The 15623-nt window shown below is 68.4% G+C and carries 14 protein-coding genes; 7 read left to right on the top strand and 7 right to left on the bottom strand.

Annotation, left to right across the window (positions count from 1 at the left end; translation table 11 throughout):
* Window positions 1-69: 69 nt before the first annotated feature.
* The 5 genes from ABZ354_RS11245 to ABZ354_RS11265 all read right to left on the bottom strand — a co-directional run bounded on the left by ABZ354_RS11245 (window position 70) and on the right by ABZ354_RS11265 (window position 6473).
* Window positions 70-2292 (bottom strand): 2-dehydropantoate 2-reductase, encoded by a 2223-nt coding sequence (locus ABZ354_RS11245; RefSeq protein ID WP_358655329.1) that lies wholly within the window; start codon window positions 2290-2292, stop codon window positions 70-72.
* A complete protein-coding gene (locus ABZ354_RS11250; RefSeq protein WP_358655331.1) occupies window positions 2289-3116 on the bottom strand; it encodes an SDR family oxidoreductase in 828 nt (275 codons plus the stop codon). The genes ABZ354_RS11245 and ABZ354_RS11250 overlap by 4 nt, the downstream gene beginning before the upstream one ends.
* Complete coding sequence (locus ABZ354_RS11255; protein ID WP_358655333.1) at window positions 3113-4441, bottom strand: MFS transporter; 1329 nt, start codon at window positions 4439-4441, stop codon at window positions 3113-3115. The genes ABZ354_RS11250 and ABZ354_RS11255 overlap by 4 nt, the downstream gene beginning before the upstream one ends.
* Window positions 4438-5388 carry a polysaccharide deacetylase gene (locus ABZ354_RS11260; protein ID WP_358655335.1) on the bottom strand — a complete coding sequence of 317 codons (951 nt, stop codon included), beginning with the start codon at window positions 5386-5388 and terminating at the stop codon, window positions 4438-4440. Before ABZ354_RS11260 ends, ABZ354_RS11255 begins: the two co-directional genes overlap by 4 nt.
* Window positions 5389-5471: 83 nt before the next feature.
* The gene (locus ABZ354_RS11265; RefSeq protein ID WP_358655337.1) at window positions 5472-6473 is read right to left on the bottom strand and encodes an Lrp/AsnC family transcriptional regulator; all 1002 of its coding nucleotides are present in this window, start codon (window positions 6471-6473) and stop codon (window positions 5472-5474) included.
* A gap of 632 nt (window positions 6474-7105) precedes the next feature.
* Between ABZ354_RS11265 and ABZ354_RS11270 the strand changes: the two genes are divergently transcribed.
* Window positions 7106-7546, top strand: coding sequence for a VOC family protein (locus tag ABZ354_RS11270; RefSeq protein ID WP_358655339.1), 441 nt, complete (start codon window positions 7106-7108; stop codon window positions 7544-7546).
* A gap of 176 nt (window positions 7547-7722) precedes the next feature.
* Here ABZ354_RS11270 and ABZ354_RS11275 read toward each other — a convergent pair whose 3' ends face one another.
* Entirely contained in the window at window positions 7723-8067 is a 345-nt protein-coding gene (locus tag ABZ354_RS11275) for a helix-turn-helix domain-containing protein (protein WP_358655341.1), read from the bottom strand.
* Window positions 8068-8095: 28 nt separating this feature from the next.
* Between ABZ354_RS11275 and ABZ354_RS11280 the strand changes: the two genes are divergently transcribed.
* The gene (locus tag ABZ354_RS11280; protein ID WP_358655343.1) at window positions 8096-9463 is read left to right on the top strand and encodes an MFS transporter; all 1368 of its coding nucleotides are present in this window, start codon (window positions 8096-8098) and stop codon (window positions 9461-9463) included.
* A 195-nt stretch (window positions 9464-9658) separates the two neighbouring features.
* Window positions 9659-9916 (top strand): hypothetical protein, encoded by a 258-nt coding sequence (locus ABZ354_RS11285; protein ID WP_358655345.1) that lies wholly within the window; start codon window positions 9659-9661, stop codon window positions 9914-9916.
* Between the two features lie 225 nt (window positions 9917-10141).
* Here the strand turns inward: ABZ354_RS11285 and ABZ354_RS11290 are convergent, their stop codons facing one another.
* A complete protein-coding gene (locus ABZ354_RS11290; protein WP_358655347.1) occupies window positions 10142-11641 on the bottom strand; it encodes an FG-GAP repeat protein in 1500 nt (499 codons plus the stop codon).
* Between the two features lie 582 nt (window positions 11642-12223).
* Here ABZ354_RS11290 and ABZ354_RS11295 point away from each other — a divergent pair.
* From ABZ354_RS11295 to ABZ354_RS11310, 4 genes are read left to right on the top strand one after another with little or no spacing between them, the layout of a single operon-like run.
* Complete coding sequence (locus ABZ354_RS11295; protein WP_358655349.1) at window positions 12224-13213, top strand: transporter substrate-binding domain-containing protein; 990 nt, start codon at window positions 12224-12226, stop codon at window positions 13211-13213.
* 54 nt (window positions 13214-13267) lie between these two features.
* Window positions 13268-14110, top strand: a complete 843-nt coding sequence (locus ABZ354_RS11300; protein ID WP_358655351.1) for a hypothetical protein — start codon at window positions 13268-13270, stop codon at window positions 14108-14110.
* A gap of 13 nt (window positions 14111-14123) precedes the next feature.
* Complete coding sequence (locus tag ABZ354_RS11305) at window positions 14124-14876, top strand: 2OG-Fe dioxygenase family protein (protein ID WP_358655353.1); 753 nt, start codon at window positions 14124-14126, stop codon at window positions 14874-14876.
* Window positions 14876-15604: an SDR family oxidoreductase gene (locus ABZ354_RS11310; RefSeq protein WP_358655355.1), complete on the top strand. Its 729-nt coding sequence runs from the start codon at window positions 14876-14878 to the stop codon at window positions 15602-15604. The genes ABZ354_RS11305 and ABZ354_RS11310 overlap by 1 nt, the downstream gene beginning before the upstream one ends.
* Window positions 15605-15623: the final 19 nt, after the last annotated feature.

Raw genomic sequence — 15623 nt, forward strand, 5'->3', positions numbered from 1 at the left:
CCGGCCCCGCCCACGGCCCGCCGGGAGGACAGCCGGCGACGCGCTGTCCGTCCTCCCGTCCGGCAGAGGTCACTTTTCGGCGAGTGCCGCGAGGACGGTGGCCGCCAGCGCGGCCCGGGTGACCATGCCGGAGACGCAGGTGCCTTCCGAACGGGCGTGTGCGCCCTGTCCGACCGCTCCGATGCCGTCCAGGACCGGCACACCGGCTGCCGCGAGGAAGTTGCCGTCGCTCGCTCCGCCGACCGACGCCTCCGCGAGGTCGTGTCCGAGCCGTCGGGCACAGGCCTTCGCCAGGTCCGCGAGTTCCGCGACGTGTTCACTGCGTTCGAAGACCGGGCGGTTCCAGTCTCCCGTGACCGCCAGCCGGGTGCGGGTGTCGACGGGGCGCAGGTCTGCGAGGGCCTGAGTCATGCGTTCCTGTTCGGCGGCGGTGGACACGCGGACGTCCAGGCGGGCGCAGGCGCGGCCGGCCGTGACATTGCTGCGCGTGCCTCCTTCGATCACTCCGACGTTGAGGGAGGTCCCGGCGGCGTGGTCGCGCAGCTCCGTCAGGCGCAGGATCTGGCGGGCGAGTTCGTCCACCGCGCTGGCTCCGGCGGTGGGGTCCAGTCCCGCGTGGGCCTCGGTGCCGGTGACGGTGAGGGTGAACAGGCCGACCCCCTTGCGGGCGGTTTTGATGGCGCCGTCGGCGGCGCCTTCGAAGACCATGGCGAGGCGGTGGTCGCGGCCCGTCTCGACGATGGCCTCGTGGGAGGCGAGACTGCCGGTCTCCTCGTCGCCGTTGAGCACGAGGGTGACGGCCGGCCGGGGCAGACCCAGCGTGTCGAGCGCGCGCAGGGCCCAGACAGCCTGGACGAGGCCGGCCTTCATGTCGAAGACGCCGGGCCCGCTGATGGCGTCGCCCTCCCGGTGGAAGGGCCAGGTGTCCAGGGTGCCGGTCGGCCAGACGGTGTCGTAGTGGCCCACCAGCATGACCGGGCGCTCGTCGGCCGCGGTGGCACCGCGCGCCGGGTACCGGCGGATCATGATGTCGCCGGCCTCGGCGCGCGGCAGGATCTCCTCCGTCTCCGGGGTTCCCAGATGCTGGTCGAGCCACTGGCGCAGCCAGGCGAGGCAGGTGTCCAGGGCGCCCAGGTCGTCGCTGGCACTGCCCTGTGCGGTGTAGGCGGCCAGGTCGGCGACCATGTCCTCCCGGTGGTGTTCCAGCCAGCGCCGGACGGCCGTGGCCTGTTCGCCGTCGGGGAGGTCCCGGACCGCGGGCTGCCGGGTGAGCCGGTCGAGCTCGTCAAGCCGGGCTTCGGACATCTTCTGTGGTGCGCCTTCCAGTTCGCGCAGCCCGTCCAGGACGGTCCGCAGGAGGGCTGTGGGCAGCCCCAGGTCCGTGGCGTACGCGATGACGTCGCCGTAGTGGGTGGTGACCTCGACCGGACGGTGGCGGACGGCCAGGTCGCGCCAGATGCCGCTGCGGTCCTTCGGCTGGGTGCGCAGCCAGCCGGTGAGACGGTCGAAGGCGGCCTCGCGCTCCGTGGTGTCCGCCCCCTGCCGGAAGGGGTGGGGGTCGAACGCGTCGAACGCCTCGAGCGTGATGCCGCGCCGGTCGGCCACGGCGAATATCTCCGCTGCGATCCCGGCCATGGCCGGACGGTGGCGGTCGATGAGGTCGGCCATGGGCGCGTCGGCGAGGGCCGTGGCGGCGAGCATGGCGCCGAATCCGGCCTTGGCCCACAGGTAGCCCTCGACGTTGTCGCTGGCCCGGGCGGGACCCCAGCTCTGCAAGTCGGCGACCAGGGCGCGGACGCGGTCGCTGACGGGGGAACCGTGGGGCTCGCCGATGACGAGGGCTCCCGGGCCGCCGTCCTGGATCACTCCGGGCTCGGCCACGTCGGCGAAGATGTTGACGAACGCCGCGACGGTGCGGTCGGCGCCGATGAGCCCGGCGATCAGGTCCTCGTTGAAGCCGTTCTGCACGGAGACGACGTAGCCGTCCGGGGCCAGGCGGGGGGCGATCCAGTCGACGGCGCCCTTGGTGGCCTGTGCCTTCACCGCGAGCAGGACACGTTCGAGCGGCCCGGTGAACTCGTCGGGAGTGGTGGCGGTGACCGTGAGACTCGTGCGGCGATCGCCGTCGGCGAGGACGAGACCGTGGGCGCGGATGGCGTCGACGTGCGCGCGGTCGGTGTCGACGAGGGTGACGGGGTGGCCCGCGCGGGCGAGGGCGAAGGCGAGAGTGCCGCCGATCGCTCCCGCGCCCACGATCGTGTAGGCGGTCCGATCCGGGCTGTTGTCGCTCATCGGGCGTGTTCCTCTGTCGTGGTGACGGCCGCGAGGGGTGCGGAGGATGCGGTGGCGCGGGTCTCGTCGGCCTGCCAGATCCGGGGAAGATGAAGAGCCCCGGTGCTCGACCCGCCGTCGACGCGGAGGATTTCCCCCGTGATCCAGGAGGCTTCAGGTCCGGCGAGCCAGCACACGGCGCGGGCGATGTCCGCGGGCGTTCCGGGGCGCCCCAGCGGGTTGACGCCGATGGCCCGGGCGTACTCGGCGGAGACGGGGTTGCAGTCGCTGTCGACCAGGACGAAGCCGGGGCTGACCGCGTTGACGCGAATGGCGTGGCCGCCCAGCTCGAGGGCGGCGGCCCGGGTGGCCATCTCGAGGGCCGCCTTCGAGCTGGCGTACGGTCCGCCGCCCGGGCGTGAGCGCAGGGCGGAGCCGGAGGAGATGTTGACGACGCAGCCGGGCCGGCCTTCCGCCACGGCGAGGCGTGCGAGAGCCGCGGTGGTCAGGACGGGGGCGCGCACATTGACGGCGAACAGCCGGTCCCAGGCCGTCGCGGAGACCTCGGCCATGTCCAGGGAGGGGTAGATGCCCGCAGCGTTGACCAGGACGTCCACCGGGCCGTTCGCCGCCCATGCCTCTTCGACGAGGGCGGTCGACTCACCGGAATCGGCCAGGTCGGCGGTCCGGGTCGCGGCGCCGGAACCGAAGCGGGCGGCCGTGGCCCGGAGCGCTTCGTGGTCGCGGTCGGTGAGCGTGAGCGACGCGCCCTGAGCGGCGAACGCCTCGGCGATCGCGCTGCCGATCCCGCCCGCGGCCCCGGTGATGAGAATGTGGCGCGTCACTTGAACTCCTTGTCCTTGGTCTCGGGCATCGTGAGGTAGACGACGAGGGAGATCAGCGAAGCGACGGCCACATAGATCCACAGCAGGTCGCTGTGGCCGCTCTCGTGCAGCCACGTCGTGACGTACGGTGCCGTGCCTCCGAAGACCGCGACGGCCAGTGCGTAGGGCAGGGCGATGCCGGTGGCCCGGACCTCCGCGGGGAACTGCTCGGCCATGATGACGGCGCAGTTGGCGGAGTAGCCCAGGATGAGCATCATGCCCACGAGCTGGACCAGGAACAGGCTGAGGAAGCTGTTGCCCAGCAGGTGCAGCAGCGGCCAGGCAAGGACGACGAACCCGCCGGCGAAGCCCGCCATCGTCGGCTTGCGTCCGAGCCGGTCCGAAAGCTTCCCGGCGAAGGGCAGCGCGCACACGAAGACGATCAGGCACAGGGTCTGCGAGAGCAGTGCCGTCTTCAGCGGGATGCCGGTGGTCAGGTTCGCGTAGGTGGGCAGGTAGTTGACCCAGATGTAGTAGGTGAGCGTGCCGGCGATCGTGATCCCGGCGACCCGCAGCGTGGCCGCGGGGTGCTCCACGAACATCGCCTTGACCGGGTTGGCGCGGGTCCGGCCGCTGACCTGGGTCTGGGCGAAGGACTCGGTGTCGTCGACCGCGACGCGCAGCCACAGGCCCACCAGTCCGAGCAGCGCCCCGAAGACGAACGCGACACGCCATCCCCAGGAGTGCAGGGCACCGTCGCTGAGCCACGACGTGGTGAGGGTGCCCAGGAGCGAGGCGATCAGGACGCCGCCGGCGACCGACACCTGCTGCCAGGAACCGGCGAAGGCACGGCGGCCCCGGGCCGCGGACTCGACGAGGAAAGCGGAGGACGAACCGAACTCGCCGCCGGCGGAGAAGCCCTGCACGAGGCGGGCGACGAGGAGCAGCAGCGGCGAGAGGACACCGATCTGCTCGTAGGAGGGGGTGATGGCGATCAGGAAGCCGGCCCCCGCCATGAGGCCGACGGTGAGTGTCATGCCCTTCTTGCGGCCGTGGCGGTCGGCGTAGGCGCCGAGTATCGCGGCGCCCACGGGGCGCATGACGAACCCGACCGCGAACACGGCGAGAGTCGACAGCAGGGCGACTGCCCCGTCCCCCGTGGGGAAGAACTCGTCCGCGATGATCTTCGCGAAGATCGAGTACAGCGCCCAGTCCACCCATTCGACGGTGTTGCCGATGGTGCCTGCGACGATGGCCTTGCGCTGGCCGCCGCTCAGCTTCCCCGGGGCGGACACGCCGCCCTCTTCGTTCTGAGACCCGGCGGACATGTCAGATCTGGTGTTCATGGCGTGCGCTCCGAGGGGACGGGACGGGCTGTGGTCGGGCTGTGCAGTACGCCGCGCGCGGCGTCGGCGAGCTGGGCGTGCGTGGCGAACCAGACCCCGCGGTGCGCCGTGATGTGATCGAGCAGCTCGCGCAGCACGACCAGGCGTGAACGGTGACCGATGACGTGCGGGTGCAGCGTGAGCTGGAAGACTCCGCCGTCGCGGTAGGCGGCGTCGAACTCGTCCCGCCAGATCTCTCCCACGTCACGGGGCCGGCTGTGGGGGCGGACGGAGCCGTAGCGATCCATCGTGAAGTACGGCGCGTCGTCCCGGATCCAGTCGACAGGGATCTCGACCAGACCGGTGGAGCGCCCCCCGGCGACGATCTCGTAGGGCTCGTCGTCGGCCATGAGTGAGGAGTCGTAGGCGAACCCGAGCTCGAGCATGATGTCGAGAGTGGATGCGGAGAAGTCCCACGAAGGAGTCCGGATGCCGACCGGGCGCTGCCCGGTCAGCGTGGTGAGGGTTTCCAGGGCGCGTGCGGTCAGCTCCCGCTCGTCCTCGCGCCCCAGGAGCATGTTCCGCTCGTGAATCCAGCCGTGGACGGCCAGCTCGTGCCCGTCCCTGGTGTAGGCGCGGGCTTCCTCGGGGTGGAGGAGGGCGGAAACAGCCGGCATGAAGAACGTGGCGGGCACTCCGTGGCGCGCCAGCAGCTTCAGGATTCTCGTGGCACCGACGCGGGCGCCGTATTCGCCCTGGGCCAGCCGGCCCGGACTGGTCTCGCCGTCGCGCAGGGGGATCGTCTCGTGGTCGGAGTCGAACGACAAAGCGACGGCGATGCGCGCGTCACCGGGCCAGCCGTCGGGAACCAGGCGCCGGCCGGCGCGTACGGCATCGACGTGACCTCGCCACATGGTCTCCGGCCAGCGCCAGCTCTCCGCGGGCAGGCCGGGGTCTTCTGAGGACATGGTGACTCCACGGGGGTTGTACGTGCTGGGGGAGGGAGAGGGGGGCCGCGGCGCGGCAGAGTGTGGTGTGCGGGTCCGGCGGTTCAGGCGGGTCGGCCCATCCGGTACCAGGAGTACTTCATGGTGGCGAGGTGCAGCGTCACGTCGGAGGCGACAAGTCCGGGCAGCGACCCGATGACATCGCTGGTGTACGGGTACAGATCCGCGCGCCGGGGCAGCACCATGTGCCCGACGAGGTTGAAACGCCCGGTGGCCGCGCTGAGGAATTTCGTCCCCGGATGCTTGACGAGCTGCCTGCCCGCCGCGTCCAGCTGTCCGGGTTCGATGGAGAGCCACACCATGAACTCCGCGTCGAAGCCGAGGAGGGACGGTTCGACGAGGGTACGGAACTGGAGGACGCCGCGGGAGATGAGCCGGTCCATGGCGCGCGCGACGCTGGATTCGGCACGGTCCAGGCGCCGGGCGAGGACACTGACCTGCGCCCGGCCGTCCTCCCTCAACGCCGCGGCGATCTCCTGCTCGAGCGGGGTGAGCGCTTGTGGCGCGCGGTCCCGGTCGGTGCGGTCGACGGAAGACGAAGCGGGCCGCAGGTCGGCGGCTGCTGCGGCCGGGAGCAAACCGGTGTCCCACATCGCCGCCGAGGTGAAGGACCGGATGACGGGAACCACCTCGGTACTCGTGATGAGGTCGGTCGCCGGGAGATCGGTGAACAGCATCCGCATCATCTCCTCGTTGTCACGGGCAACGAAGTCGACGACGAGGTCGGCCGATCCGGTGACGACGGCCACGAAGCGGACGTCGGGGCTCTCGCTGAACCGGGCCGCGGCCTCCAGCCCGCGACCGGGGCGGGTCTGGACCCGGACCAGCATGGAGGATCCCTCCCGTGTCCGGTCCAGTTCCAGAGTGCCGGACACTCTCAGCAGTCCCCGCTCCCGCAGGGCCGTGTAGCGGCGCTGGGCGGTGGTCTCGCTGGCACCCACCCAGCGCCCCACCGCGCTCCACGGGGCACGACCGTTGAGCTGGAGCGCTGCGATGACGCGGCGGTCCAGCTCGTCGACGGTGCCCTTGAGGGCTTGCTGGGTCATGCGATGAAGCTAACCAGCGCTTTTCAGCCAGTCAATGGCGGAATCCTGCATTGTCGCTGGTCAGCGTGGGGTAATCAGGCGCGGTGAGCTCCGGACGGCGAGGAAAGCCCAGGTCCGGCCATTCCGGTGAGTAGCCGGAGGATGCAGGATTTCCCCACATCCGCCACCGGAAGAGTTCACCGACCCGCTCTCCCCACCCCTGACCTCCGCTTCTTCGCGTACTGCCGGTAGTCGTCGTCCTCACGCCCCGAGCAGTGACACCGGCCGTCGGTGGCGCGAGCGCCGTGATGGGAGGGGACCGGGACGTCGCCATGGGTGAGGTCTGAGGTCACCCCGGATGCGCGGGGATGGGGGACGCGCAACGCTCAAGGGCGCACTCTGCGAATCGTCGAGGAAGCATGGAAAAGCGGAGACGGCACGCTGCGGCTGATCGTCTTCGTGGATGCGGCCACCTGCGCCGCACCTACCCTCGCTGGTGGCGCCCGGCTCGCGGGTCTGCTGTAACGGTGCTGGGGCGCGAGCCGGATTCTTCGGAGTCCGGCGGTCTGAGGATGTCGAGAACGTGCCGCCGGCTCCGTCCCCGGGACACCAAGCGGCCACCACCGGCCGCACGAGCAGGAGGAGAAGCCGGCATGGCGATTCAGCGGATGGACAACGTCGGCATCGTCGTCGGGGACATGGATGCCGCCATCGCGTTCTTCGTGGAACTCGGTATGGAGCTGGAGGGCAGGGGGGAGGTCGAGGGCCTCTTCGCCGACCAGTGCACCGGACTCGACGGCGTCCGCTGCGACATCGCGATGATCCGGACCCCGGACGGTCACAGCCGGCTCGAGCTGGCGCAGTACCGCAGCCCCGCGGTGATCAGCGCCGGGCCGCGCGACCGGCCGCACAACATCCTGGGCACGCACCGCGTCATGTTCGCCGTCGACGACATCGAGGACACCGTTGCCCGCCTGCGCCCTCACGGCGCCGAGCTCGTCGGCGAGATCGCCCGGTTCGAGGACAGCTATCTCCTCTGCTACGTCCGCGGGCCGGAGGGCATCATCGTCGGACTGGCCGAGCAACTGCGCTGAGAAGGAGGAGCCGGCCACCGGTACGCAGGGCGGGCACGAAGGCGCGGGTGCCAACCGGTGAAGGCGCGACGCTGTTCACCGGTGACGGTTTTCCGGGTGAGGGGTGAAGCGGGACAGCCGTCTGCGTACGCGGGCACCGCGACCCGCGGTGTCGGCGGTATGGATGACCGGTGTCGTCACCAACTGGCCATGACATCGCGCCCCTGTGGAACGGCGATATCCAGGAGGCCGGGGAAACGGGCGTCGAGATCTTCACGGCGGAGCTGGTTCAGCCGCCGGGTTCCCTCATCCCGCTGGCGGATCACGCCTGCTTCCCGAAGGACCTTGAAATGGCCGCTCTGGGTGGACTTGCTGACCGGCAGTGCGAATGTCGTGCACGCCAGTTCACCATCTGCTTCGACCTCTGCGAGCCGGGCGACGATGGCCAGTCGCACCGGGTCGCTCAGGGCGGCCAGGACGGCGGTGAACCGCAGGTGGGCGCGGTCGGGGTGCACGAGTTTCGTCGCGGTACGGCTGGCCATACCCGCAGCATAGCCAATCATGTTCGGGGTGGGCGAACATCTGCTATGTTCGGAAAACCCGAACATGCTCCCCGTGGAGGAATGGATGCCCCTCGACCGCCTTCCCGCTGCACGCAGCGGTCGGACACCGTGCCGCGACCGCCGGGCCGAGCCCTCGGGCTCACCCGGCACAGATCAGGACAAGCAGACCAGACCCGGTGCGAGGCGGAGATTCTGGGGTGCTGCCTACGCGCTGCTGATCCTGCTGACCGGCACGAACCTGCCTACGCCCTTGTACCAAGGCTATGAGGCGCGGTTCGGCTTCTCACCGCTGGTCGCCACACTGATCTTCGCGGCATACGTCGGCGCCCTGATCCCGTCCCTGCTGGTAGCGGGACCGTTGTCGGATGCGGTCGGCCGCCGGAAGGTGCTGCTGCCAGCGGTAGCCCTGGCCGCACTGGGATCGCTGGTCTTCGCCCTCGCCGCGGACACCGAGTGGCTCTTCGCGGCACGCATCCTGCAGGGCCTCGCGCTCGGCGCGGCCTCGGGGCCCTTGACCGCATCGCTGGCGGAACTGGAACCCTCCGGCAACCGGCGCAAGGCCGCGCTGGTGTCGACCGTGGCTTCCATGGGCGGCCTCGGCCTCGGCCCCGTGCTCGCCGGCCTGCTTGCTCAGTATGCTCCGGCACCGCATGTGCTGCCGTTCGTCGCGGACATCGTGCTGCTGGTACCGGCGGCAGCAGCGATCACCGCCCTGCCGACGACCCGCCCAGCGGCTCGATGGCGACCCCGCCGACCCGCGATTCCCGCCGCGATGCGGGCAGTTTTCGCCACCAGTGGAACGGCCAGTTGTCTCGCCTTCGCCGTCGTCGGACTGTTCCTCACGCTGATCCCCACCTACGTGACCACCCTGTCGGGCAGCGAGAATCTTTTCCTGGGCGGCGCGGCCGTGGCCCTGATGCTGGTCTGCTCCGTGCTCGCCCAGCTCGTCGCCTACGGACGGCCGGCCCGGGCCCTGGAGCTGACCGGCCTCCCGTTGCTGGCTGCCGGACTGGTGCTGCTCGCCCTCGCGGGGAGCGTGTCCTCGCTGACGCTGCTGCTCATCGCGACGGTGGTCGCCGGTATCGGGCAGGGGCTGGCGTTCCTGGGCGGCCTCACCGCGGTCAGCCAAGCAGCCACCGTCGATCGTCACGCCGAGGTGCTGTCCGGCTTCTACGTGATTGTCTACCTCGGCGTCGGCCTGCCCGTCATCGGAGTCGGCTTCCTCGCCACCGTTGCCGGACTTCTCGCCGCAGTCCAGTACTTCGCAGGCGTCGTCGCCCTGCTCTGCGTGACCGTGCTGATCGTCCTCGTCCGAGTACGTCACCGCGCTCTCACCACCGCAGCATCGGCACCGTGCGATACCGCCGGCGACTGACACCGGAACCAGGCAGGCGGTGGCGAGGCGGGCGCTTTGGAGGCAGGCTGGACTCACGGTCCATCGTCACAGTGGGGCCTCAAGGGCATTGCCTGTGTGTCGGGACCTCGTGACGTTCCGGAAGCCGGAGAACTACGCGATCCCGATGCCGTGATCGAGACAGACGTAGGGCAGACCTGGACAAGGGAATGGCACGTGGACAAGGCACGTTTGGTCGAGGCGACCGCTGAGAAAGCCGTCCATCATGGCACCCGGCCGCTCGACGTCGCGGACGTCGAGCGGGTGATCGACGCGCTCTTCGGCACCGTCGAGTATCCGGGCACGATCGCTCAAGCTCTCAAGCACGACGAATCGGTCGTCCTCGGCAGCTTCGGCAGTTTCCGCAGCGATGGCCGTGACGCTGCGTTCCGCGCGGGCAGGGCGCTGGTCGAATACCTGGACGAAAACGGCTGACCATGCCGTAGTGGAGCAGTCGTCGGCGGACATCAGCTGACGTTGGGTCCCTGGGCGTGGGGCGCTGGACCGTGCAAGGGCGTTGCCGTGTTCGCCTCGGCGATATGTCGCGCGGTCAGCCAGGATCGGGCAGGCAGTTGGTGTGCGCGGGGCAGGTGGTCTGCCCGAGGGGGTGTTCCGCCCTCCGACGACTCTGCCGTTCGTCGCGCGCCGTCCGCCGTCCGGTCAGCCTCCGAGTACCGATCCGAAGGACTTGTTGCGGTAGGTCAGGCCGAACGCCTTCTCGCTGAACGACACCGCGCTGGACGTCGTGAGCCCCGAGGCGCTGCCGCGCAGGATCCAGTCGGCACCGTCGGAGTAGTGGACGTCGTCGTCGAAGACGTCTTCGCCGCGGGCGGCGGCGGTGAGGTCCGCCCGGCCGTCGCCGTTCAGGTCCTGAAGCCGGAGACCCGATCCCATCTGGTCTGCGAACTCGACGGTGCCGGGCACATTCGTGGTGTTCTGCGTGAAGGACTGGGCACCGGTGCCGGTCAGTCCGGAGGCCGAACCCTTGAGCAGCGAGACCGCTCCGGCGTACTCGAGGGTGCCGACAGCCTCGGCGGACACGCCCACCGCCGCATCCGCGTAGCCGTCGCCGTTGACGTCGCCGACGGAGACGGCGCGGCCGAAGCCGTCGCCCGACTCGTTCGAACCCGGGACCCCCGCGGTGTCCTGGTCGATCAGCCGGCTGCGCGTGCTGCCCGGGATACCGCCGGTGCCGCCGTAGTGGACGGAGATGGCGCCCGCTCCCGAGGCCCCCTGTCCGTAGGTGACCAGGTCGTCGTACCCGTCCTTGTCGAAGTCGCCCGCCGCCCGTGCGTGGGCGGCGGTGAGCGGCACGCTCGCGGGATTGTCGGTGAACGTCATGCCGTCGGCGCCGCCCGCGTAGTAGCCGAGCCACACGCCCGTTTCCCCGTGCTCGTCGTCCTCGTAGTCGTTGTCCCCCGAGACGACCAGATCGTCGGCGCCGTCGCCGTCGAAGTCGCCCGCCACGACCGATCCGCTTCCCCGGGTCGCCCCGGAGGGGCCGGTCGACAGGTCGGTCTGGGCCGGAGCCGTGTTCCGGGTGAATCCGTCTCCGAACACCGAGATTCCGGAGTAACCGGTGACGGCGAGCTGATCGCGGCCGTCGCCGTCGAAGTCGCCGACCGCGAGGGTGGAGCCGTACAGGTAGCGGGACGACGAGTCCGGCGCCGCGTACACGGTCAGCGCACCGTTGACGAGCCCCCTGGAGCCACCCCACAGGATCTGGACGATGCCGAAGTCGGGAGCGGCCGTTGCCTCCTCCGACGGCACGCCGACAGCCAGGTCGGTGTAGCCGTCACCGTCGAGGTCGCCCGTGGCGTAGGACGTGCCGAACTTGTCGTACGCCTCCGCCGTGCCCGGAACTCCTGCGGTGTTCTGACTGATCAGTGAGGAACGGCTGGTCGAGACGCCGGAGGCCGAGCCGTACAGGACGGTCAGCTGCCCGGCCTGTGTCTGTCCGTTCACCGTGGCCTTGGGTGTGGCGACCACCAGGTCCTTGTAGCCGTCGCCGTTGAAGTCGTCGGCTGTGGCGCCGACGGCGGATGCGGGAGCCGCGAGGGGCAGTGCCAGGCCGCATGCCGCGAGCACGGCCACGGTGGTGGCTGCCTGAAGTCTTTTCCGCACGTCGACCCTCTTCACCTCGGTTGGGACTGTGTCCACAGAGGTGACTCCTGGGCCGGCCGCATGGTTGCCCCGCACCGTCGGTCGGGACCGGGATACACCGCTGCGGCCCGGGTGACGCGACCGCGGCCGGCGGCTTCCGGGGGTCGGCCGCCGCACCCGAATGGCGGACGAGGGGATACGAGTGACAAGCACTCGAGCTCCTGGCGTGCATTGCCTGCGAGACATCACCAGGACACCTCGCCGGGACGTGCCCGGTGGTGCGGTGAGGACGGTCGGTGCAACTCCGAACAGAACCACCGGAATGCCGATAGCGGACGCCGCGCTTCCAGAAGACGGCCGGCGGACGGAAATGGGGAGCAACTCGGTCCCCATTGCTCTTTGACTCGATTGTCCCCGGCCCGCGCACCACGATTCGGTGACACTCCGCCACCCCCGGTGGACGCACCGCAAAAACGGAACCGCCTGCCTCTATTTAATTTCGGTCTGCACCGTCAAGACTTCCTGGATGATGGAGGCCCGTGCTAACTTGTCGGCGCAGCCACCGCGTGCGGAGGCTGCGTTCTATCCCATACGTTTCCACTGCATCACGGATGACCGCGAAGGGAAGCGCAAAGGACGATGGGTTTATCGGGGGGTTTGTCCCTGGAGCGAATACGCTGCAGGGGGAAGATAAGAGTCGGGACAAGCCTTGGTTTCCACGGGCTTTCCTTATACGACGACAAGCGGTCCACCTGGACCGGTTTCGATGTCGATATGGCACGGGCGGTCGCCGTGGCATTGTTGGGCGACGCCGAAGCCATCGAATTCGTACCACTGACCTCCGCGGAGAGGTTCGAGGCGCTGGCGGAACAGCGCATCGACATGGGGTCCTACAACGCCAGCATCACCTACACGCGTGAGGCCGAGCACGGGCTGACGTTCATACACCCCGTACTTCACGACGGCGAAGTGTTCGCCACCAGACCCGAGAACCTCAGGCACGGCGCCGGATCGGACCTCTCCATCCGGGAGGTGAAGAGCGCCAGGATCGGGATGCTGGCAGGCTCGACCACCGCCGAGAACGTGTCGCGCTTGTGCCGTCGCGACAACATCGACTACACCCCGGTGCTCTACCGCACCCCGCAGGATGCTCTGGCCGGGTACCTCTCGGGAGAGGCAAGCGTCTACTGCCTCGATTCCTACCTGCTGGCCGGTGAGCTCTCCAGCAGCGGAGAAATCGACAACCATGTCTTTCTCCGTGAACAGGTGTCTCTCGAGGCGATGTCCCCCGTCGCGCGGAGCGCGGACTGGGATCTGGTCAGAGCCATCAGATGGGCACTCTTCGCTGTCATCGAGGCGGACAACCTCGGCCTGACCCAGCATTCTCTCCCGACCGCCGAAGAAGAGTCGGCCACGCCATATCTGCGCTCATTTCTCCGCCCTTCTGCCAGAACCGTGGAGAAACTCGGACTGCAACCCGACTTCACCTCTCTCATCCTTGAGAAGGTCGGGAGCTACTCCGACATCTTCGAACGCAATCTCGGCATGAGTTCGGCACTCAAGCAAGAACGCAAGGCCAATCACCTCAGGACACAGGGTGGAATGCTGTACGCACCCCTGTTCATCTGACCCGGAGGGAAGATGATAAATTCGATTTCGGCTGGTCCGCTGACCGGTACCCGCGTGGACGAGCATTTCTCCTACGTCGAGACAAAAAAGGCCGACGCCGACCCGGCCATCATGCACGACATCATTATGCAGGGTCATCACAAGGGCGCCATCGTGTATGTCGTACGCGACGCGTTCAGCGGTACGGCAGCCGCGAAGGTCGTGGAGAACTTCGATCGCCTCCTGTCCACGACCGGCGGTGGCAACCGCTCGGGAGACGGGTACGTCAACACCAACCAGATCGGCGCCACGCAGTTCTCGCGTTCCGGCGAGGAGTACGTGCGTGAGGTCATCAAGACCTCGTCGATGAGCCTGGACCTCTTCGAGGACGTCGCCCAGAGCGACATCGAGGCCATGTTCAACACCGTTCTGCTCGAGAAGACGTTCGCGAAGAAGGGCGTCGTCTTCCGCAGCAGCAGATTCAAGAACATGCCGGCCGGCTTCATCACGCTGCGCCGCTGGCTCGACAACGGGCAGATGTCACTGCTGCCCCACGACGACACGGCCCAGCTCGACGCCGCCAGGAGGGACGACTACGAGATCGCGAACGTTCGCCATGTCGTGTCCTACAACGCGGTGCTCGAATCCAGTGACGCGGGTGGGTCCCTGAAGGTCTGGAACATCAACCCGGACGACGCCTGCCGCGCCCGCCTAGGGCTCGTGGGCACCGGCTACCCGTATCCGCTCGAGGAACTGGAAGGAGTGGAGACCCTCACGGTCCAGCTCAACCAGGGTGATGCGTACTTCCTGAACTCCAGCTTCATTCACGGTGTCTCCAGCGTGCGGGCGGGGCGCCGGCTCTCCGCGGGCCGCTTCATCGGAAATATCGCCGACGACGTCGTGGCGTACTGGACCTGAGGGCGGACCCCACATGACACACACGCTGGACGAAGCGCCCTACGCCAGGGACCTGGCAACGAACGGGTATGCCTTCATACCGTCGGAGTTCTACTTCGGCAGTGTGCTCGACGGCCGGGAGACGAAGGAACTCCGCTCCGACTACCTGCAGTTGTCGGCCGCGTACGAGGACCTGGAGATCGATCCGTACTCCACCGGCAACAGGTACCGGAAGTACGCGCAGTTGCGGGTGGACAGGGATTCCACCGACTTCGAGTACGGCTATTTCGAGCCGTACCTCCAGACGAAGAAGTACAACCCGGACACGGGTGGGGTGGTCCGTACCTACCCGCTCATCAGCGACGAGCTGCGGAAGAACCGGATGCTGTCGCAGATTCTGCGGTCGGACATCAGCTTCCTCCGTTGCTACGACCGCATGGAGGCCGACCCGTCCGAGATGATGGTCGGGCTCCACCTCTTCCGCTACCTGGCGTACGCGGACGACCCTGCCTACAGCTCCCCGAACTGGCTCCACAAGGACGACGAGAACGTGGTCTTCGTCCATCTGGTCGAGACGTCGGCGAACATCGTGGGCGGCGACAACGTCATCGCCAGGGACGCCAAGTCCTTCGAAACGACGCTGCGGCTGAGCGACACCTTCGACACCCTCGTCGTCAACCACGACAAGCTGCACGCGGTGACGCCCGTGGGGACCCGCGGGACGAACACGGTGGTTCCCAGCCACCGCGACATCATGCTGGTGACATTCCAGACGAGGGATGCCTGATGCCCGGTTTCAAGTCGGCAGTCGTCACGGGTTCCGCAAGCGGTATCGGGCAAGCCGCCTGCGCAGGCCTCCTGAAAGCCGGCTACCACGTCCTCGGCATCGACAGGAACACCGCGGAACAGGCGGACGAGCGCTACGAGCACGTGGTCCTGGACGTCACGGACACCGATGAGCTGGCCCGTGTCATCGGTGACCGGTTCACGCCCGGCGACGACAATCTGCTCGTCACCTGCGCGGGGCAGCGCGAGATCTGCCACACCCGGGAACTGACGCACGCCAGGTTCCGCGAGATCCTGGATATCAACACGACGTCGGTCTTCGTGGCGAGCCAGTCGTTCTGTGAAAGGCTGATCAGCGAGTCGCTGTCCGGAAACATCGTCAACGTGGCGTCGGTCTCCGGTTTCCTCGGAGAGCCCAACAGGACGGCCTATGTGACGTCCAAGCACGCCACCATAGGACTGACCAAACAGTTCGCCGTGGATTACGCGCAGTTCTCCGTTCGCGCGAACGCGGTCGCCCCTGGCGTGATCAGGACCCCCATGACCGAGGAGTATTTCTCCGACAGCGACCAGGTCGCACGCATCCAGCGGGGCCAACTGGTGCCGAACATCGGCGAAGTTGATGACGTGGTTCGCGCTATCCTGTTTCTCGCCGACCAGGACGCGAAATTCGTGACCGGCTCCACCGTCTTCGTCGACGGTGGCTGGAGCGCGGCGAAAGACCTGTAATACCAAAACGTGCAAAGTG

The sequence above is a fragment of the Streptomyces sp. NPDC005925 genome (assembly GCF_040638805.1).
Taxonomy (GTDB): Bacteria; Actinomycetota; Actinomycetes; order Streptomycetales; family Streptomycetaceae; genus Streptomyces.

What these genes read in the sequence shown, in the direction of transcription:
- ABZ354_RS11245 (WP_358655329.1), bottom strand. Translation starts at nt 2,292, where the DNA reads ATGAGCGACAACAGCCCGGATCGGACCGCCTACACGATCGTGGGCGCG.
- ABZ354_RS11255 (WP_358655333.1), bottom strand. Translation starts at nt 4,441, where the DNA reads ATGAACACCAGATCTGACATGTCCGCCGGGTCTCAGAACGAAGAGGGC.
- ABZ354_RS11260 (WP_358655335.1), bottom strand. Translation starts at nt 5,388, where the DNA reads ATGTCCTCAGAAGACCCCGGCCTGCCCGCGGAGAGCTGGCGCTGGCCG.
- ABZ354_RS11265 (WP_358655337.1), bottom strand. Translation starts at nt 6,473, where the DNA reads ATGACCCAGCAAGCCCTCAAGGGCACCGTCGACGAGCTGGACCGCCGC.
- ABZ354_RS11270 (WP_358655339.1), top strand. Translation starts at nt 7,106, where the DNA reads ATGGCGATTCAGCGGATGGACAACGTCGGCATCGTCGTCGGGGACATG.
- ABZ354_RS11275 (WP_358655341.1), bottom strand. Translation starts at nt 8,067, where the DNA reads ATGGCCAGCCGTACCGCGACGAAACTCGTGCACCCCGACCGCGCCCAC.
- ABZ354_RS11295 (WP_358655349.1), top strand. Translation starts at nt 12,224, where the DNA reads ATGGGTTTATCGGGGGGTTTGTCCCTGGAGCGAATACGCTGCAGGGGG.
- ABZ354_RS11305 (WP_358655353.1), top strand. Translation starts at nt 14,124, where the DNA reads ATGACACACACGCTGGACGAAGCGCCCTACGCCAGGGACCTGGCAACG.
- ABZ354_RS11310 (WP_358655355.1), top strand. Translation starts at nt 14,876, where the DNA reads ATGCCCGGTTTCAAGTCGGCAGTCGTCACGGGTTCCGCAAGCGGTATC.